Below are 18,587 nucleotides of genomic sequence, written 5' to 3' on the forward strand. Positions count from 1 at the left end.
TTTCGCGTTTTAAATTCACAAATGTAAGGTTCAAACTTGGGTGTTTGATAAGTAAATCGCTCTTTCAACACCAATCCCTCCAACTTAATTAGGTCAGTTATAGTGTTAACGGAAAACATCACCCTTATTTATGAATTTAATGACGATCTGCAAACTCCTGAATTTTTGAGGATAAGAAAGCGTATCCCTCAAGAGAGAAATGAAGGCCGTCATGATCAGGTCCATTTACTAAGGGTTTAATATCCTGCATATTTAACATCTCTCCGAATAAATCAAAAACTTCGACCCCTGTTTTTTCAGCCACTTCTTGAACAACATTTGAATACGACCGTAACTTTTCATTCGTTCGTTTTTGTTGGGCTTCTTCATCTACAGCAGGGGGCGTAATTAAAAGCACACTAGATTCCTCTAAATGCTTTATCATATGTAATAAATTGTTTCTAAACTGTGGTAGCGATACCTTACGATGATCCGCCCCATCATTTGAACCGAAGAGGATCGTTACAATTGATGGGGTATGAGCTAAAACGTCTCGTTCAAATCGCTCTATCCCATCTTCAGTCGTATCACCTGACACGCCTGCGTTAATAATAACCAAATTCCCTAACTCTTCTTGAAGCTGTTTCGTTAATGGGGATTCAGTAAATCCATGTCCTGCGGTAATACTGTCTCCAAAGCATACCATCCTCCTCATTATATATTCTCCTCTTTAAATTTATTAGCCATTATATCAACCCTATACCAGCTCACCAAATATAAAAGGGATCCAATCATACAATCAGATCCCTTCCCTTTATATCAATATAAAGCTTTTAATTATAAAGCTATCTAACGGACTTGCCCAGTGCCTCTCATTTGAAATTTAATTGTCGTCAAGGCCGGTAGCCCCATTGGCCCTCTCGCATGGAGCTTCTGAGTTGAAATGCCAATTTCTGCGCCAAATCCTAACGCCCCACCATCAGTAAAACGCGTCGATGCATTGTGATAAAGAGCTGCAGCATCTACAAGTTTCATAAAGAGGTCAACATTTTGAAGATCCTCTGAAATAATCGCTTCTGAATGCTTCGTGCCATATACTTCAATATGTTCAATTGCCTCTATAACATCTGCTACAACTTTCAACGCGATATGCTTACTCAGATATTCTTCTGCCCAATCTGCTTCATTCGCTTCTGTTGCACCTGGTATGGCCTCAACAGCCTTTTTATCACCATGCACCGATATTCCATTTTCTTGTAAAGCCTGTATTAGCGCTTCTTTATGGGCATTCAACCATGTTTCATGAACAATGACGGTTTCTGCCGCATTACATACAGCAGGTCGATCGGTTTTGGCGTTGATAAGGATAGAAATTGCTTGATCAACCTCAGCACTTTCATCAATGTATATGTGACAATTCCCAACTCCCGTTTCTAGTACCGGAACCGTTGCATTGTTCACAACTGCTTGAATTAAAGACCCACCCCCACGAGGGATTAATACATCAATATGTTCTTTCATAGTAAATAAAGCATTAGTGGCTTTACGATCTGTGCTGGCTATAAATTGAATGGCATCCTTAGGAATTCTTGTGTTCAATAATCCTTCTTTCATGACTTCCACGATTTTTTTATTTGATTCAATCGCTGAAGATCCTCCCTTTAGGACAATAGAATTACCTGATTTTAAAGCAAGCCCCGTTGCGTCTACCGTTACGTTTGGGCGAGCTTCATAAATCATTCCAATTACTCCAAGAGGGACAGTCACTTTTTGAACTTGAAGTCCATTATCAAGTGTCCAGTCTGATTGAACAATACCGGTAGGATCATCAAGGGAAGCAACTTCTCGTAGGCCATTTGCAAATTCAAATACCCGTTCCTTTGTAAGAGATAAACGGTCCATAAAAGCTTCTTCATACCCTGCTTCACGACCTTTTATAAGGTCTAATTCATTTGCTTTAAGGAGCTCTTCCCAATTCGCTTCTATCTGGTCTGCAATTGCATGCAATGCTTTATTCTTTTCCTCTGTAGTTAGGATGGATAGTGTCTTCGATGCTTTCTTTGCTTGAATGGCTTGTGCTTCTACATTCGTTTGTTCTTTCGTAATCATGTGTCTATTCCTCCTCTTTATTAAACACTTACAGGTAATGCAAAATCCAGATGGCATACAAAATCTTCGCGCTCAACCGCTGCTTGTTTGTATTCAGATAATCGGTCAATCGGTTGACCTATAAAGGACTTGAAGGTTGTTGAAGAATAGTTCACAACACCAAGGCCTACTTCTTCTCCTGAAACGTCTATAACACGAACGACTGCTCCCTTGTCGAAATCCCCATGAACTTTTGTAACGTGTGCAGGGTGTAAGCTATTCTTTTGCTGAACAATTAAGTCCTTGGAATCCATACTGATAATCACTTCACCCTCTGGCCCAGAATTAAAGGCAATCCATTGTTTCTTTTGATCCAGATTAGTTGTGTCTGGTTTGGATGTGAAGTAAGTTCCTTTTGCTTGATGATGAACTGCATCATATACAATGTTTGGAGTGGAAGCCTTCCCTAAGAAAGAAGCGATACCAGATGCCATCGCGATCTTAAAGGCATCAATCTTAGACTTCATGCCTCCTGTGCCAACAGAACTTCCTGATCCTCCTGCAGAGGCCTCAATTTCATCAGTAATTTCTTGTACATGCTCTACAAGTTTGGCGTCTGGATTATCATTCGGATTCTCTTCATAAAGTCCTTCGATATCTGAAAGAATAATGAGCTGATCTGCATCTACAAGACCCGCTACTTTTGCAGATAGCGTGTCATTATCTCCAAATTTCAGAAAATCCATCGTAATCGTGTCGTTCTCATTAACAATTGGGATAATGCCACGATCAAGCAAAACGTTGATGGTACTCCTAGCATTATTGTAACGGTCCTCATCGGAGAAATCGCTTCTTGTAATGAGTATTTGAGACCCTACATACCCGTGTGAGAGGAATAAATCAGAATACGACTCAATAAGAAGTCCTTGACCAATAGAAGCGGCTGCTTGCTTCTCTGCAAGATCTGTTGGGCGCTCAAGGCAACCGAGCTTTCGGTACCCAGCTGCTACTGCACCAGAAGATACAAGCAATACCTCATGTCCTTCATCTTTTAAGCGAACGACTTCGTCTACGATTTTTTCGAGCTTACGACGACTTATTTCACCGTGCATGCTCGTGAGAGAACTACTTCCAATTTTAATGACGATACGTTTCGATTCGGTTTCTGTAATCATACGTTCCTCCTGCAATTCGTTAATTTGTCTCATTTTAATTAGTCGCTACTAGTGGTTGTTCCATTTGTTTGGACATTTCTTTAGAACGGAATGCGGCCCCTTTAATAGCTGCAGATACTGCCTTTCCACCTCCGTGAAGATCAAGTTCCTTAAGCCCTGCGGCTGTCGTTCCATTAGGTGATGTGACATTTTCTCTTAATTCAGTGGGGGTCTCTTCTCTTTCTTGAATCATTTTAGCTGCTCCGAGTATGGTTTGCGCACCGATAGATCTTGCAAGCTCTCCTTCAAGTCCTGCTTCAATGCCGGCTTGCTCAATATGCTCCATAAGGTTATAGAAATATGCAGGTCCACTGCCGGCAATCCCTGTGAAAATATCCATGTGATCCTCTTCGATAATGTAAGCTTCTCCGAAGGATTCCATTAATGCTTTAGTAAGGTAAACTCGATCTTTAGGGGCATGGGTTCCTGGCGCAATCGCCGTGGCAGATTCCCCGATCATGCTAGAAGTGTTAGGCATGACTCGAATCACTTGCTGCTTATCAGGTAAGTGACTCTCCATGTGTGAAGTTGTAATTCCTGCTAGGACAGAAATGATGGTTTGATGTGGGTTTAAATGAGGCCGTAAAGATTCCAATACAGAATCTATGTCTTTTGGTTTCATAGCTAATATAAATAAGTCAATTGTTGCAAACTCTAAGTCTTCACGCTTTTTCGCTTGAATACCATATTTATATTTCAACTCGTTTAAACGATTCGTGTTACTACGGTTTGATACGATAATTTGACTTGGAGTGACCTGGTTTGACTGAACCATACCTGAAATCATCGCTTCAGCCATAGATCCCGCTCCTAAAAAAGCAATAGTTTGTGTCACTACTTTAACACGCTCCCTTTTTCTGCTTTTGCTACAACGAAGATTATCGTAACATTCCAAAAAATATATGCAAGGGCTTTCGGATAAGTGGGGTGCATAGTGGCGAAATAGTTCATGTAAACGGTTCCATTTGGTCTTATTCACTTCTTTTGACGTCTCATGAGGTCTGATTTCTTCTCAGAACGATTTATGAAGATTATGGAAAGGGTGTTTTTATAAATGTAGATCAATTCCTAATATTCTAACATTTTAAACTATACCTTATTCGTGCTCAATCGATCTATAACCCCCATTTGGGCTTGTGTCATCTATTTTTACGACAATAAATTATTTTTTAGATTAACATTGTCGAAAAAGAGGAAATAATAGATATAACCACTAAAGGAGTATGAATTGATGTTCCATATAATAAAACGATACTTAACAATGTCAAAGCGCGAAAGAAAGAACGAATTACAGTCCACACTTTGGTTTATGCCGATGTGGTATATTATAGCTTCCATATGCCTATCTGCTATAACCTTTGTATTGGATTATAAGCTAGATATAGCATCTTATTTCCCTAAACTTGTAGCTTTCAGTGCAAGTACAACTCAAACCCTTTTAGGTTCCTTAGTTGGAGGAGTTTTAACGCTTAGTGCCTTCACGATTAACTCGATCCTGGTTGCACTCACTACATTTAGTGGGCAGTTTTCGTCTAAAATGCTCTTAAATTACATAAGCGATCGAAATACCCAGCACGTTATGGGAATCTTCAACGGTAGTTTTATTTATGTATTACTAAACTTTCTATATGTATCTAATGAAGATGTAGAATATCTTCTAGCTATCCCGTTTCTCTCCATAGCGACCGTCTTTCTTGCAGCCATTACATTTGTATATTTCATCAACCACACCACTACTTGGCTACAAGTTCACAACATTACCGCACGGATGAAAGAAAATTCGAAGAGTATTATTCAAAGTTCTCTTATGAAAGAAATACAACCATTTCGTAAAGACCCAGAGGAGACCACCGCACACCTTCCTGCTGAAAAAGGAACTGTAATCAATGCAGAAAGTTCTGGTTACCTCCAGTTAGCAGATTTTCAACGACTCATCCATAAAGCAAAAGAAGACCATTTAATTATAGAGCTTCACCCGCGTATAGGGGAGTTCGTTCTATGTAATACGCCACTGTTTAGCTATTGGGGTGATGACGACAAATTTGATAAGAAGAAATACTTAAAATTAGTTGTTCTAGGGAAGAAGCAAACAGAGATCCAAGACCTTGAATACGGGGTTAATAAACTTGCTGAAGTCGCTATCCGAGCTCTTGGAAATGATGACCCGTTAACCGTTACAAACACCCTTCATCAAATCACAGAACTACTTCAGGAAGTTGGCAGCGTTACTGACTTCTCCCCATATTTATATGATGTAGAAGGTAATCTACGGCTAATGCTTTGTCAGGAAGACTTTAAATATTATCTACACAAAGGCTTTGGCAATATACGAGAATATAGCCATCATAATGTCACGATCATTACTGAAATCTTGTCTATGCTTTCTTTAATGGCTAAAGGAATGGATGAGAGGTTTCATGAAGATATATGGGAATTCGCTTTCCAAACGGTTAAAGGATTAAACGGTTGCAGCCTATTTGAGAATGATTGCTATTACCTTATCGACAACCTCAGATTAGTCACGAAGAACACACACAAGCAAGATCATTTTGAACCATTAAAAGAAGAGCTTTTAAAAACCATTTATCAATAGAGTCTAAATGTAGCATTCCTTCTGAACTGGGCGATATATTGTACAAGTTCCAAAAATAAAAAAATGAGGACAAAACCATTTTGGCTTTTGTCCTCATTTTTTTTGATAATATGATTCAGGCAGAAAATACGTAAACACGAGCTTCATAAGGAGACAGTTTTAATTCAGTATCACTTGTGTCTTCATTCTCTTTGTAATTACTTAGTACAAGAGAACGACGACTTACAGATACCGGAGACTTAAACACCACTTCAGATTCTGTAAGATTTGCAATTACTAAAGCTGTTTCATTCTCTAGTGTTCTTGTATAAGCATAAACTTGTGAGTCATTAGCGTTTACCAAATCATATGTCCCATACGTAAATAAATCGTATTGTTTTTTCAACTGAATCATAGTCTTATAGTATTCTAAGATAGAGTCTTGATCATTCTGCTGAGATTCTACATTAATTGTTTCGTAGTTGGGATTCATTTTCATCCATGGAGTAGCATTTGTAAAGCCAGCATGTTCGCCTTGACTCCATTGCATTGGTGTACGGCTATTATCTCGAGAAGTACTCCACAACACATTCATCACTTCTTCATGGGTGTACCCTTCTTCAATCATGTTTTGATACGTATTTTTAGCAGCAACGTCATCAAAATCCTCTATTGAAGGGAATTTGAAATTCGTCATCCCTATTTCTTGTCCTTGATAGATAAACGGTGTTCCCTGCATGAAGAAATACATCGTCCCTAAAGATGTAGCACTCTCGCGCCAGTACTTACCGTCATTTCCCCAGGTTGAAACACTTCTCGCTTTGTCATGGTTCTCAATGAAGAGGGCATTCCAACCATCTCCTTCAAGACCTTTTTGCCAACGCGTCAAAGCATCCTTCAACGCTAATACATCTAACTTTTGGTCAGCATCCTGGTCCCAAAGGTCTAAGTGTTCGAACTGAAAGACCATGTCCATTTTCCCTTCTTCACCAACCCAAAGGTGTGCCTCATCAGCACTTACACCATTGGCTTCCCCTACAGTCATAACATCATAGTTTCCGTAAGTCTTATCTTTAAACTCTTGAAGAAACTCGTGAATACCTTCCTGGTTCATGTGCATATCAAAAGAGGAAACGTACTTCTCTTCCTTAGGATTAGGAAGATCAGGAAGACCTGGACGCTTCTTTATATGACTAATTGCATCAATACGGAAGCCATTGATACCTTTATCAAGCCACCAATTCACTGTATCATACAATACTTCTCTAACTTCTGCATTCTCCCAGTTTAAGTCCGGCTGTTTCTTTGAGAACAAGTGCATATAGTATTGTCCAGACGTCTCATCGTATTCCCAGGCAGACCCTCCAAAAATACTTTCCCAGTTATTCGGTTCTTCACCGTTCAGAGGGTCTCTCCATATATACCAGTCTCGCTTAGGGCTTCGAACGGAGGACTTTGATTCTAAAAACCAAGGGTGTTCATCACTTGTATGATTTAATACAAGATCAATGATAAGCTTCATTCCACGTTTATGTACTTCACGTAAAAGCTCATCAAAATCTTCCATTGTACCAAACTCTTCTAATATTTCTTGATAGTCTGATATATCATAACCATTATCATCTTTAGGTGATTTGTACATTGGACAAATCCAAATAAAATCTACACCCAAATCTTTCAAGTAATCAAGACGACTAATCATCCCTTGTAAATCGCCAATACCATCGCCATTCGAATCTTGAAAGCTTCGAGGATACACTTGATACCCAACAGCTTCTTTCCACCATACTCTTTCCATCATCATTCCCTCATTTCTTTAACCGATTGTATACGTAATCTCCAAGCCATAATGATCGGAAACAATCGGTGTTGTTCTTCCATCAAATACAACTTTGGACTGCTGTATATTCACATGTTGATTACAAAAGATGTGATCAATTTTGATCCCTTCTTTGTTCTGATCCCAACCGGCAATGTTCCCTTTGATTGTTTCCTCACCAATTTGTTCAAGAGCTACTCTATGTGTATCAATCCATCCGTGCGCAAGAATATAATCATACCCTTCCTCATGACGATCATCAGAAGCGTTAAAATCACCTAGAAGGAAAGATAAGCCTTCAACATTCACGTGGTTCATAAGTACATCCACTTGAGAATCATAAGGTTCGTCTTCATCTCCCCACCAACCTAAATGGCAAGAGTATAGTCTTACAGGTACCTCATTGATCACACACGTTGCAGACACAATCTTTCGTGATTTCCAATAGTCTATGGAGGTCGAGTTTGTCACATAGAATGACTCTGAAGATTGAATGGGATGCCTTACAAGAAGGGCAATCCCTTCTTCGTAGACATCATACCCATAATGGGAAACGTCCCAGACTAATTCATAATCAGTACTCCCTAGCGCATTTAATTCTTGTTGTATTAAATACCCATAGTTATCATTCCTGATATGGTCATACACATAACGAGCATCTTTATGCTGACTTACCTCCTGTAACGCGACGGCATCATAGCGGCTTTTATGAATTCTTGCTGCAACCTGTTTAATTTTAGTCAATTGATCGTCTTCCTGCCATGCGTGTCCATTCAATGTCAGTAGTTTCATATATTAAGCTCCTAGCTTTGTTTGAATCTCAGATTTTAGAACATCAGCTTTAGGACCATAAATTGCTTGAACACCCCGGTCTTTTACGACAAGCCCCATCGCTCCGTTACGCTTCCACTCATCTTCTTTAGCTACTTTCTCTAAATCATTAACTGTTACACGTAGACGAGTCATGCAAGCATCTACTTCGTATATGTTTTCTTTTCCACCAAGTAAAGAAATGACTTGCCCAGATTGGGAATGATCTTCTCCACTTTCATTTTCTGAGGACCCTGATCCACTTTCTTCTGCACTATCTTCAATATAGTTCCCTTTACGTCCAGGAGTTGGTAATTTCATCTTCTTAATCATAACATTCGCAATGGAGAAGTTCAGACCAAAGAATACAAGGCATGTTACAGCAAAATTGACTAGATCTCGACCAATCCCCGCATTAATCATTAGAGGTGTACGAGTAATTAATTCAACCATACCAAATGCATGAACGCGTAGGTCTACTAAATCTACAACAGCAAAAGCTAAACCTGTCATAATCGCATACACAACATATAATAGAGGCGCAGCAAACATAAACATAAATTCAATTGGTTCCGTAACCCCTGTCAGGAAAACGGCAAGCCCAGCTGAAAGGAATACAGATTTATACTTACTCTTCTTATCTTCGTCTACGTTTTTATACATAGCAAGGGCGATACCAATTAGAGCTGCTGTTGATGTAACAACCTGACCTGCTTTGAAACGAGCAGGCGTAACGTTCTCTTTCAGTTCATTATAAGCTTCCATATTGCCTTGAGACATATAGTTGTAAAGATCTGTTGCCCAAGCCAACCATAGCGGGTCCTGACCAGCTACTGCTTGTCCAATATTCTTTCCAGTTTGAATAATGTAAGTACCGCCCAATTCTGTATAATTAATTGGAACAGTTAACATATGGTGAAGACCAAATGGAAGCATTAATCGTTCCATAGCACCATATACAAATGGAGCTAAAATTGGTGCTGAGTCACGAGATGTTGCAATCCATTCACCGAAGTTGTTAAGAACGGTTTGAACAGGAGGCCATACAAGTGCCAATACTAGTGATACAAACACTGAACCTACCATTACAACAAATGGCACAAAACGTTTTCCATTAAAGAAACCTAAAGCATCTGGTAATTTGTCAAAAGCATAATATTTATTAAAAAGACTAGCTCCTAAGAAACCAGAAATGATTCCAACAAATACTCCCATATTTAGGGCTGGAGCACCTAAGACATTAATAAAATAATCCCCAACAGGCATTTCAGTACCTAAAAATGATGTTACGGTTTCCTCTCCTTGAATTAACATGGCCGAGTTTACACCGAATATTGCACCGGTAATTCGGTTGATAAAGATAAAGGCAAGAAGTGCAGCAAACGCTCCCCCAGCACGCTCCTTAGCCCAAGACCCACCAATTGCTACGGCGAATAAGATATGAAGGTTACCAATAATAGACCAACCGATATCTTCCATAATCCGCGCAAACGCTTGCATAAACACAAGATCATCTACAACCATATCAAGTGCTTTTCCTAACGAGATCATAATACCAGCTGCTGGCATAACAGCAACTACAACCATCAATGCTTTCCCAAACTTTTGCCAAAAATCAAATGAAAAGATCGGCAATTGCTTAATTTTAGACATGTTCCCACTCCCCTTATCTCAATTATCTGGAATCGTTTTCACAATTATGTAAAAAATGAAAACGTTTGTGCAAACGTTTTCGCAACTTATAAATCAAATAGTACCGTAAAATTTTCCATTAAGCAATACTAATCTAATAATTTTATAAAAAGATTTTATCATATTTTTGTAAGTAATAGATCAGTCTTTCCAAATCGTGAGACTCTACACCTACTTCAATATCTTCCAAGAGCGAATAAACAACCTTTTCAAGCAACTGATATACCGTTAAAATAGCTCTCCAAAGGCGGATATCCACGTTCATATCATCAAGGCTCTCCTCACTACCGAGAACTTTAATAAACTCTTCTATTATATGAATATTTTCTTTCCATTTAATGTGTTCCTTGTGTGTTACATATCCATTTTCCATAAGTAACTTTATTAAACTTGGGGAATCTTTATATAAGCACATCAATAACTTGGACAATATAGGAAGTCGTTCATATACTTCTTCAAAACTAAGAAACCCTTTCTTAAGTACATTCAAAATTCTTTTGAGTAAGCCAAAGTGAAACCCTTCTTCTCTATAGTCCACAATGGACCTAAATAAACCTTCAACAACCGTCACATCAAGCCCCGTCACCTCTTCCCACAGTGCGTCAAAACCTTCCTTTTCATATAAAATACTGTAGGAGAAAAGAACTTCCCTCAGTTCACGAAAGAAGGATTGAGGTATGTTTTCCACAACGCTTCGTATACGATTTTCTTTAACATTTTGAATAAGTTTTTCGTGACCCGTCTCCAGAAATCCCGGAACTTGGTGAAAAGCATACAACAGATCCCCTGTCAGGCTAACTTTGTAAATCCCTACATTATTAAGGTCATATCTTTGTCTTGCTAGTTTCATAAGTTGATGGATAGGAATTCCATAGATTATTGAAAAAGGCACTAGTGGCTTATGGAAGGTTTCCTCAATAGCATCTTGAAATCCCTTATCAATTGCAGCGAGCTGGTAAATGCTTGGCTTCGCATCATTAAACGTGTATACAGAATCAAAAGGTGTTTCAACAAGTTGAAGTGTTTGAGCCAAGTTTCCACCTAATGAGAAGCCCATTGCTATTTTCCTTAACGGAACGTTCGTATTACATTTGATCTGTTCTGTAAGATATACATCAAATGCTTTAGCTGATCGATATTGAGATATTCCTTGGCCTACAAAAATCCCAAGCATATTGTAAACCCAGTCTTTTGGTCTCCAGTCTGAAACCTCTACATGCTCACTGCCACGAAAGATGGTGTACATCTCATTCACACCTTTTGTTGGGTTGTAGAAGTGGATCACCGTCCCATCAAAACCCGTATCTCGTTCAGATATGGTAAAGGAAGAAGGATAAATGGTTATATCGTCCTCTCTTTCTGCGAAAACGCCCTGATCCTTGAGCCAACGTTTAAATGCTTCAGGAGTAGTCCCTTCGAACTCAATATTTACGACTTTTGCTCGAATTAAATCATCATTTAAAATGATCCTTTGCACCTTCATTCCCCTCCCCGCTGTTTCTGTCTTAAGTGTAGCAAAAAAGAGAAAGCAACACTTCCTCAATTAGAAGGATATTTTTAACCACGCCTGATAAAAAAAGAGGGTGAAATCCTAAGTGATTTCGCCCTCTTATAACTACGATCTATGCTGATTTCTTTTCGTTTACTTCTTCCGTTTCTACTTGGTTCCCCATTAATTTATCTACCACAATTGAGATCGCTCCGTCACCAGTTACATTTGTAGCTGTACCAAAGCTATCCTGTGTTAAATAAAGAGCAATCATAAGGGAAAGCATTGCATCATTAAAACCAAGCATGGATTGAAGTAGTCCAATCGCCGACATAACCGCCCCACCTGGAACACCAGGAGCTGCAATCATTGTAAGACCTAGTGCAAGGATGAAAGGAAATACTTCAACAAAAGTAACCTCCATTCCGTTTAAGAACATAACAGCCATAGCAGCACTTATGATTGTAATTGTACTGCCAGAGAGATGAATGTTTGCACATAGTGGAACAACAAATTCGGCAACCTTATCTTTAACATTATTTTTCTTCGTTTGACGAAGCGTAACTGGAATCGTCGAAGCAGAAGATTGTGTTCCAAGAGCTGTGAAATAAGCTGGAACCATATTTTTAATGGATGTGAAGATATTTTTCTTTGATATTGCCGAAGCTGTTGAATATTGCAATGTAAGCATAACTAAATGTAAGACAATAATAATAGCAAATACTTTGATAAAGGTTGACATAATCGTTGCAACTTGTCCACCGTAAGTCATGTTGGCAAATATACCAAAAATGTGTATAGGTAATAAAGGAATAATAACGTATTGAATTACTTTTTCAATAATGCTTCGAAGATCTTCAAATCCTTTTTGAAGTGCGCTCCCATTAATAGATGCAAGACCAATTCCAATTACAAAGGCTAGAATCAACGCTGTCATAACGCTCATTACAGGCGGCATTTCTACTTGGAAAAACCCTTCTAATAAAAATTCTTCAGGATTCTCAAAATTACCGTCTAAGCTTCCCACGTTTAAAATGTTCGGGAACACAGTACTTCCAACAAAAAATGCTAACAAGCCAGCAAGTACCGTCGAACCATATGCTACACCTGCTGTTAAACCTACAAGCTTACCAGCACCCTTTCCTAATTCGCCTATTCCTGGTGCGATGAATGCTAAAATAATGAGCGGAATGATGAAGTTTAGAAAGTTTCCGAACAAGCCATTGAAAGTAGCAAACAGTTCAATTCCCCATTGAGGAAGTACTAATCCACTTACTATACCTAGTGCTATTCCTATTAAAAGTCGTGGTAATAATCCTATTTTCATGCTTTGTCCTCCTCAGGTGAACACGTGTTTTCTCTTGATGGATACAAGTATAGACCCTCTCTTCTCTTTTGTTAAGGAAAAAACATTAATTCGGAATATTCAGTTTATATAGCGGTTTCAATCCAGTTTTATAATTTAACAAATCCCCACATATATACAGCATGATTTTATGTAGCACCGCAAATACTAACTTCAATAACGTTTGTTAGGAGGAATCGTATGCTTACATCACAAGAGCAACAAACGTTTCGTCACAAATTGATGAAACAACGAGAAGAGCTAGAAACTCATCTAGAACACAATGATCATTACGACCTTGAATCAGAAGCAGATCAAGAATCTGTTTCTGAACTTTCCAATTATGATAACCACCCAGGAGATACGGCAACGTTTCTATATGAACGAGAGAAAGATATTGCTTTAAACGAACACGCAGAACAAGAATTAAAAGATATCAATCATGCACTTGAAAGAATGGACAATGGCGAGTATGGACAGTGTGAAGCTTGCGGAAAAGACATTCCAAAGGATCGCCTTGAAGCCTTACCCACCACTACATTTTGTATTGAACATAGTCCAAATCAACAAGAGCACGAGGAACGTCCAGTAGAAGAAGAAATCCTTCAACCTGGACTTAGAAGACACTCAGACGAAGCAGCCAGTTCTAACTTTTATGACTCAGAGGATTCATGGCAGGATGTAGCGCGCTACGGAACTTCGGAAACACCTTCTGACTTTTCTGGCCAGGATATATCAGAGTATGATGATACGTATATTAATTCAGATGAACCTGTAAGCTATGTTGAAGATTACGAGAACTTCACTGGCAACGACCTATATGGGAAGAACATTACGGTTTTTCCAAATGCCGCACATGAAGAATACGAAGAAGACTTAGATGAGGACGGAATGATGTCTATTATGGGAGACATTCCTTATCATGAAGGTGACAGTTACGTCGAAGAAGAATAAAAAAAGCCTTGCCATAGGGCGAGGCTTTTACTCTTTATTTTTCACTTGATCCTCTGTGTCATGGTCTGTATCTTCTAGTGGATCAATATCAATGGCAGGTGTGTTGTTATTCATATAGTACTGGGATAAATTCTCCCCTTCCATACCTCCATCTTCATGGTCTTCACCGCTGAATGCTTTACTCACCTTACTGTTTGCTGTGAAAGCTTCAGACATTTGATGATCTTCATTACGTTTCTTATTGCTCATATGATATAACCTCCTGTTATATAATGCTTCTATTACACGTTTCCCAGGATAGGGCTATCTTAATCATTTATCATTAAATCAGGTGTTTAAAAACGTTTTGTTAAAGTCGTTAACGAAACCATTCTCCAAGCTTCGAGCATTCCATCTTAAGGAGGGATTTCAATGGAGTTTGAACTACAAACCAAGGAAGGCGCATACCCTAACCAAGTTACAGTTGATCCAGACAATGGACGATACACGATTCGCTCAAGCGATACGAGCGGACAAGTTTTTAATTCAGCACAAGAACTAATCAACTGGATGGAACAAAATTGGGACAAGAATGTGTTTGTCCATCCTGAAGAGTACAATCAAATGATGAAAACCATTCGCTCTGAAACGGATGCATGATATAGTCCGAAACGTAAAAACTAAATGCAGGAAGGGAGGAAAGGTCGATGACAAAACGTAAAGTAACGAGAGATGCAGCTTTAAAGAACAATTCCACTCCTACTGAAAGCATGGCAAATGTGGAATTAACAGATGAAACGAAAAGTCAAGAAGATATGCAACGCGGGGCTAACCGTAATTCGAAGCAGGGCATGCAAGGTAGGCATAAAAAATAAGAGGAGCTTCTCCTCTTATTTTTTATATCTTACTATATAGAATTTAATAGTCTGACTTTTTGGTTTTAAAGACATCTCGGAAAAGCCATTCTCTGTCGACTTCTTCTGATACTGTTTTAAAGACAACTTTTATAACCGAATACAACGGAATAGCAACAAGCATCCCAATGAATCCGTATAGAGCCGATGCAACGATAAGCAGTAAAATGATTGTAATCGGATGTATGTTTAATCGCTTACCAAGCACAAGCGGTGCTACGAGATTTCCTTCTAACTGTTGCACGATTATGAGTGTAATAATAACATACAGAGCCATAGCAGGATCTTGCGTTAATGCAACGATAACCGCTGGGATTACACCAATAATTGGACCAAAGAATGGAACAACGGCTGTTAAAGAAACAAATATCCCCAATATTAGAGCGTAATCTAGTCCAAGAATTAAGTAACCAATATACATTAACACCCCGTCAACAAGTGCTACGATTACCTGCCCCGTAATATAAGCCGACACCGTTTCACTAATTCTTCTTAGAACATCTTTCCCTTTAGCATTATGACGATCTGGTATGAACTGAAGCATATAAGGAATAAATCTATGATCATCTTTTAAGAAATAGAATAAGATGAACGGCACAATGACTAGAACAGTTGTAGCACCTGTAATGGCTGATACAACCTGCATCACGTTATCACCTAGTGATTGGAGTACCTCTGATGCTCCACTACTTACTTTCTGTCTCAAGTTCGGTACAGAAACCATCCCCATGTCATTCTTCTCAATCGTTTTCTGAGCTTCTTCAGCTGACTTCTTTAATTGCTCTGGTAGTTTAGAACTAATGTTTTTCACTTGTTCTTGAATCGTACCGGCTAAAAAATAGATAGCCGCATAGATGATTGTAACAATGGAAAGAAACACAGTGAGTATGGCCGTCGTTTTATTCATAATTTTTGTTCTGGTTAATTTCGACACAATCGGCCTTAAAATATAAAATAAGAATCCCGCAATTAATATAGGATAAAAGAGCGTTTTAAGAATGGTTTTTATAGGACCAAAGAAACCTAATAACTCAAGGATATAAAGGCCAATAAGTACAATTACAGTTCCTGTTGCATATTTAAAGAATGGATGTTTAAACCACATATATTTCCTCCTTCTAAAGGGCTTCAAACCCTATTTATCGCAGAATTTGTAGAAATTTTTGTTGTTTAATTTTGTTTGAATGACGGTATAAACTACTAAAGTATCAGATACTTGAATGCATAGTTGAATAGTTTCCCTTGCTTTTGTTTGTTTTCCAATCAAAAAGGAGGAGATTCAATATGAAAATCAAAGCTGCTAGCTGGAGAATGTTAACCCCACAAGATAAGTTATCGATCCTTAAAGCCATTAGCCAGCGCTCAATTGTTGCTAATAGTGCTTAGAACCTTCATTAAAGATTCAGTCTAACTTTTGTTTTTCCTAAATAGCTTCTTTAGAAACCTAAAGATTTAAAATCTGTTTAAGTTTTTTCTTCCATAAAAAAACAGGTGACCTATATCACCTGTTACACATTAGCAACACTCTTAAATTAATTGATTAGCAGGGCGTTTAAAATTGGTTTGATCTAGTTGCTCTTACCCATACTCCATTACTTTTTCTTTTATTTGGTGTTGAAATAAGACGGCGTGACAACTCGTTAAAGAACGATAACTCCTTTTCCTGAACTTCCTGAAATACACTCCAATAAACATTCCTTTTATATTCCAAACAGGAATTCAGCGTCGAATATAAAATAGATTAAATTATATGGAAATCATCTATCGCTCCAAAATCACGCCTCATACTAAAGCTTTATTGAGCGTGGAAATCCCCTGAGCTTGTGCGAATTTCGATACGTTGATCTCCACTTCCTTTTTGTCCCTTAACCTCGTTCTCAGCTTTTCGTTCATATTCGATTCCTTCTAGATTCACTCGTTCATCACCTGAACTTGATTGATAATCAATGACAAAGGAGTCAGGAACTTGAGCAAAGAGAAGATAGACATCACCACTTGAACTTTTAATCTTTAAATCACCTGTTAACGTTAAATCGCTAAAATCGATAGTTCCTGATGAGGAATCACTTTCTACTTGTAACACTTCTATCTTCTCACCAATTACATCCCCACTGCTCGTATCCGTCCGTAAGCGATCAGCATAAACCTCTTTTAAACGAATTGTGCCACTGGATGAACGCGTGTTGAGTTCACCAGATGTCTCGATCTTTGCTACTTCTATGTCACCTGAGCTGGTTTTTATACTCATGTTATTGGAATGTTGTTCATTTATACGAATATCACCTGAAGAAGATGATAGAGATACACCTTCATACAGTTTCTTTGGGAGCATTATTGTAAGCTTCAACTCTTTCTGAATGAATCCAAATTGAAAGCCTAGAATATCCTTTTGGCGAAGCTTTACAGAAAGTTCATCCCCCTTATTTGTAGTTTTTAACTCATAATCTTCCCATACACCTTTACTGGCTTTGCCGCCCCATTGTACATAGACCGTATCGTTATGACTTGGTTCAATGTAAATATCTGCAGATGAAGTATGAACACTGAGATACTTAATTGAAGAATCCTTTACTTTCTTTTCTTCAAAAACATCTACTGTCTCCTGACTGAAAGCACCTGTGACTTGAAGAGAAACAAGAGTACCTACAATTCCAATAACAAAAACTACGCTCACCCACTTTATAAATACCTTCATGCCGCACTCTCCCCCTTTACAATTCTTATATTAAAACGGATATAAGAAAGCGTTAGCTTATAAAGCCATTTTCCAACGAAAAATAACGCTGACCCCATCAATAAACCTCCACTACCTAGCGTAATAGAAATAAACAAGTTAATGAAGAATGGCTCAACAGTGCCTAAGAACATACTACCGATAAAGAGGAATGGTGTTATAGCAAGCCCGATAGCCATAGAACATAACCCTATATAAAGACCGATTACACCGATTGCAGGACCTAGGACGAGGATTAAATTTAAGAAACTTACGCTCATTGTAGCGAATACGGCTTGCAAAATATGTTTAACTGACTTCTCAACCTGCGCTCGTTCAAGTCTGTATTCAGCTAACAAATCTTTGCCAATCCTCCTTGGTTCACCTAACTGGCTCACAAGTTCCTCTTCAGAATGCCCTTTCATCATCCCTGTATCAAAATGTTCTTCATAATCATAAAGAAGCTCTTTACGATCTGTTTCAGGAAGTTTGCTCAATTGCTTTGCTAACTTGTTCATAAACTGGTCTTTATTCAATTTTATTCTCCTCCTCAATTAATTCTGTCACAGCACTTGTGAACATGTTCCAATCTTGGATGAGTGTTTCTTTGTAAGTTCTTCCTTCAGGAGTAATGGAGTAATATTTTCTGGATGGTCCTTCAGTAGATGCGGCAAAGTACGTAGTTAAATACTCTTCTTTGGTGAGGCGTCGTAGCAAGGGATAAAGAGTACCTTCTGCAATTTGTATCTTAGTAGAAATATTTTGAGCTAGTTCATAGCCATATTGATCTTTAGAAGCAATCATAACAAGCACACATAACTCTAGTGCTCCTTTCTTAAATTGAACATTCACTTATCCACCACCTATTTTATATTGTTCAGTACTAAATAATATTCACTAGTGAGGAAAAAGTTTCCTTTTAAAATAATGTCATCTTACCTCATGCTACTGAATAATGCAAGGTAGTGAGAAAAAGATGTTCAATGCTTCATTCATTCCGTACACTATAGAAAAAAGGA

18 protein-coding genes are annotated in these 18,587 nt (G+C 38.4%); 4 read left to right on the forward strand and 14 right to left on the reverse strand.

All coding sequences use genetic code 11. The features are described from left to right. Window positions 1-136: 136 nt before the first annotated feature. The 4 genes from IMZ31_RS10670 to proC all read right to left on the reverse strand — a co-directional run bounded on the left by IMZ31_RS10670 (window position 137) and on the right by proC (window position 4,080). On the reverse strand, window positions 137-694 hold the full coding sequence (locus tag IMZ31_RS10670; protein ID WP_207527363.1) for a GDSL-type esterase/lipase family protein: 558 nt from the start codon (window positions 692-694) through the stop codon (window positions 137-139). A 134-nt stretch (window positions 695-828) separates the two neighbouring features. After that, window positions 829-2,088, reverse strand: a complete 1,260-nt coding sequence (locus tag IMZ31_RS10675; RefSeq protein ID WP_207527364.1) for a glutamate-5-semialdehyde dehydrogenase — start codon at window positions 2,086-2,088, stop codon at window positions 829-831. 20 nt (window positions 2,089-2,108) lie between these two features. Beyond that, window positions 2,109-3,242 (reverse strand): glutamate 5-kinase, encoded by a 1,134-nt coding sequence (gene proB, locus IMZ31_RS10680; RefSeq protein ID WP_207527365.1) that lies wholly within the window; start codon window positions 3,240-3,242, stop codon window positions 2,109-2,111. Window positions 3,243-3,276: 34 nt separating this feature from the next. Continuing rightward, window positions 3,277-4,080, reverse strand: a complete 804-nt coding sequence (gene proC, locus IMZ31_RS10685; protein ID WP_242705540.1) for a pyrroline-5-carboxylate reductase — start codon at window positions 4,078-4,080, stop codon at window positions 3,277-3,279. Between the two features lie 432 nt (window positions 4,081-4,512). Between proC and IMZ31_RS10690 the strand changes: the two genes are divergently transcribed. After that, on the forward strand, window positions 4,513-5,874 hold the full coding sequence (locus IMZ31_RS10690; protein ID WP_207527366.1) for a DUF2254 domain-containing protein: 1,362 nt from the start codon (window positions 4,513-4,515) through the stop codon (window positions 5,872-5,874). A 115-nt stretch (window positions 5,875-5,989) separates the two neighbouring features. Here the strand turns inward: IMZ31_RS10690 and IMZ31_RS10695 are convergent, their stop codons facing one another. The 5 genes from IMZ31_RS10695 to IMZ31_RS10715 all read right to left on the reverse strand — a co-directional run bounded on the left by IMZ31_RS10695 (window position 5,990) and on the right by IMZ31_RS10715 (window position 12,990). Beyond that, on the reverse strand, window positions 5,990-7,651 hold the full coding sequence (locus IMZ31_RS10695) for a glycoside hydrolase family 13 protein (protein WP_207527367.1): 1,662 nt from the start codon (window positions 7,649-7,651) through the stop codon (window positions 5,990-5,992). Between the two features lie 18 nt (window positions 7,652-7,669). Next, window positions 7,670-8,464: an endonuclease/exonuclease/phosphatase family protein gene (locus tag IMZ31_RS10700; RefSeq protein ID WP_207527368.1), complete on the reverse strand. Its 795-nt coding sequence runs from the start codon at window positions 8,462-8,464 to the stop codon at window positions 7,670-7,672. 3 nt (window positions 8,465-8,467) lie between these two features. Then, window positions 8,468-10,117 (reverse strand): PTS transporter subunit IIBC, encoded by a 1,650-nt coding sequence (locus IMZ31_RS10705; protein WP_207530373.1) that lies wholly within the window; start codon window positions 10,115-10,117, stop codon window positions 8,468-8,470. A 160-nt stretch (window positions 10,118-10,277) separates the two neighbouring features. Beyond that, window positions 10,278-11,651 (reverse strand): DUF6792 domain-containing protein, encoded by a 1,374-nt coding sequence (locus tag IMZ31_RS10710; protein WP_207527369.1) that lies wholly within the window; start codon window positions 11,649-11,651, stop codon window positions 10,278-10,280. A 145-nt stretch (window positions 11,652-11,796) separates the two neighbouring features. Beyond that, window positions 11,797-12,990, reverse strand: a complete 1,194-nt coding sequence (locus IMZ31_RS10715) for a dicarboxylate/amino acid:cation symporter (RefSeq protein ID WP_207527370.1) — start codon at window positions 12,988-12,990, stop codon at window positions 11,797-11,799. Window positions 12,991-13,209: 219 nt separating this feature from the next. Here IMZ31_RS10715 and IMZ31_RS10720 point away from each other — a divergent pair, with 219 nt between their 5' ends. Next, window positions 13,210-13,962, forward strand: a complete 753-nt coding sequence (locus tag IMZ31_RS10720) for a TraR/DksA C4-type zinc finger protein (protein ID WP_207527371.1) — start codon at window positions 13,210-13,212, stop codon at window positions 13,960-13,962. 27 nt (window positions 13,963-13,989) lie between these two features. Here IMZ31_RS10720 and IMZ31_RS10725 read toward each other — a convergent pair whose 3' ends face one another. Then, window positions 13,990-14,211, reverse strand: coding sequence for a hypothetical protein (locus tag IMZ31_RS10725; RefSeq protein ID WP_207527372.1), 222 nt, complete (start codon window positions 14,209-14,211; stop codon window positions 13,990-13,992). Window positions 14,212-14,373: 162 nt separating this feature from the next. Between IMZ31_RS10725 and IMZ31_RS10730 the strand changes: the two genes are divergently transcribed. After that, window positions 14,374-14,601, forward strand: coding sequence for a hypothetical protein (locus tag IMZ31_RS10730; RefSeq protein ID WP_207527373.1), 228 nt, complete (start codon window positions 14,374-14,376; stop codon window positions 14,599-14,601). Window positions 14,602-14,648: 47 nt separating this feature from the next. Then, window positions 14,649-14,816 carry a hypothetical protein gene (locus tag IMZ31_RS10735; protein ID WP_207527374.1) on the forward strand — a complete coding sequence of 56 codons (168 nt, stop codon included), beginning with the start codon at window positions 14,649-14,651 and terminating at the stop codon, window positions 14,814-14,816. Window positions 14,817-14,859: 43 nt separating this feature from the next. Here the strand turns inward: IMZ31_RS10735 and IMZ31_RS10740 are convergent, their stop codons facing one another. From IMZ31_RS10740 to IMZ31_RS10755, 4 genes are all read right to left on the reverse strand, one after another. Next, window positions 14,860-15,960 carry an AI-2E family transporter gene (locus IMZ31_RS10740; RefSeq protein WP_207527375.1) on the reverse strand — a complete coding sequence of 367 codons (1,101 nt, stop codon included), beginning with the start codon at window positions 15,958-15,960 and terminating at the stop codon, window positions 14,860-14,862. Window positions 15,961-16,650: 690 nt separating this feature from the next. Beyond that, a complete protein-coding gene (locus IMZ31_RS10745) occupies window positions 16,651-17,550 on the reverse strand; it encodes a DUF4097 family beta strand repeat-containing protein (protein ID WP_207527376.1) in 900 nt (299 codons plus the stop codon). Continuing rightward, a complete protein-coding gene (locus IMZ31_RS10750; protein WP_207527377.1) occupies window positions 17,547-18,104 on the reverse strand; it encodes an HAAS signaling domain-containing protein in 558 nt (185 codons plus the stop codon). The genes IMZ31_RS10745 and IMZ31_RS10750 overlap by 4 nt, the downstream gene beginning before the upstream one ends. After that, a complete protein-coding gene (locus IMZ31_RS10755) occupies window positions 18,097-18,420 on the reverse strand; it encodes a PadR family transcriptional regulator (protein ID WP_207527378.1) in 324 nt (107 codons plus the stop codon). Before IMZ31_RS10755 ends, IMZ31_RS10750 begins: the two co-directional genes overlap by 8 nt. Window positions 18,421-18,587 lie beyond the last annotated feature (167 nt).

Source organism: Pontibacillus sp. ALD_SL1, from assembly GCF_017355605.1.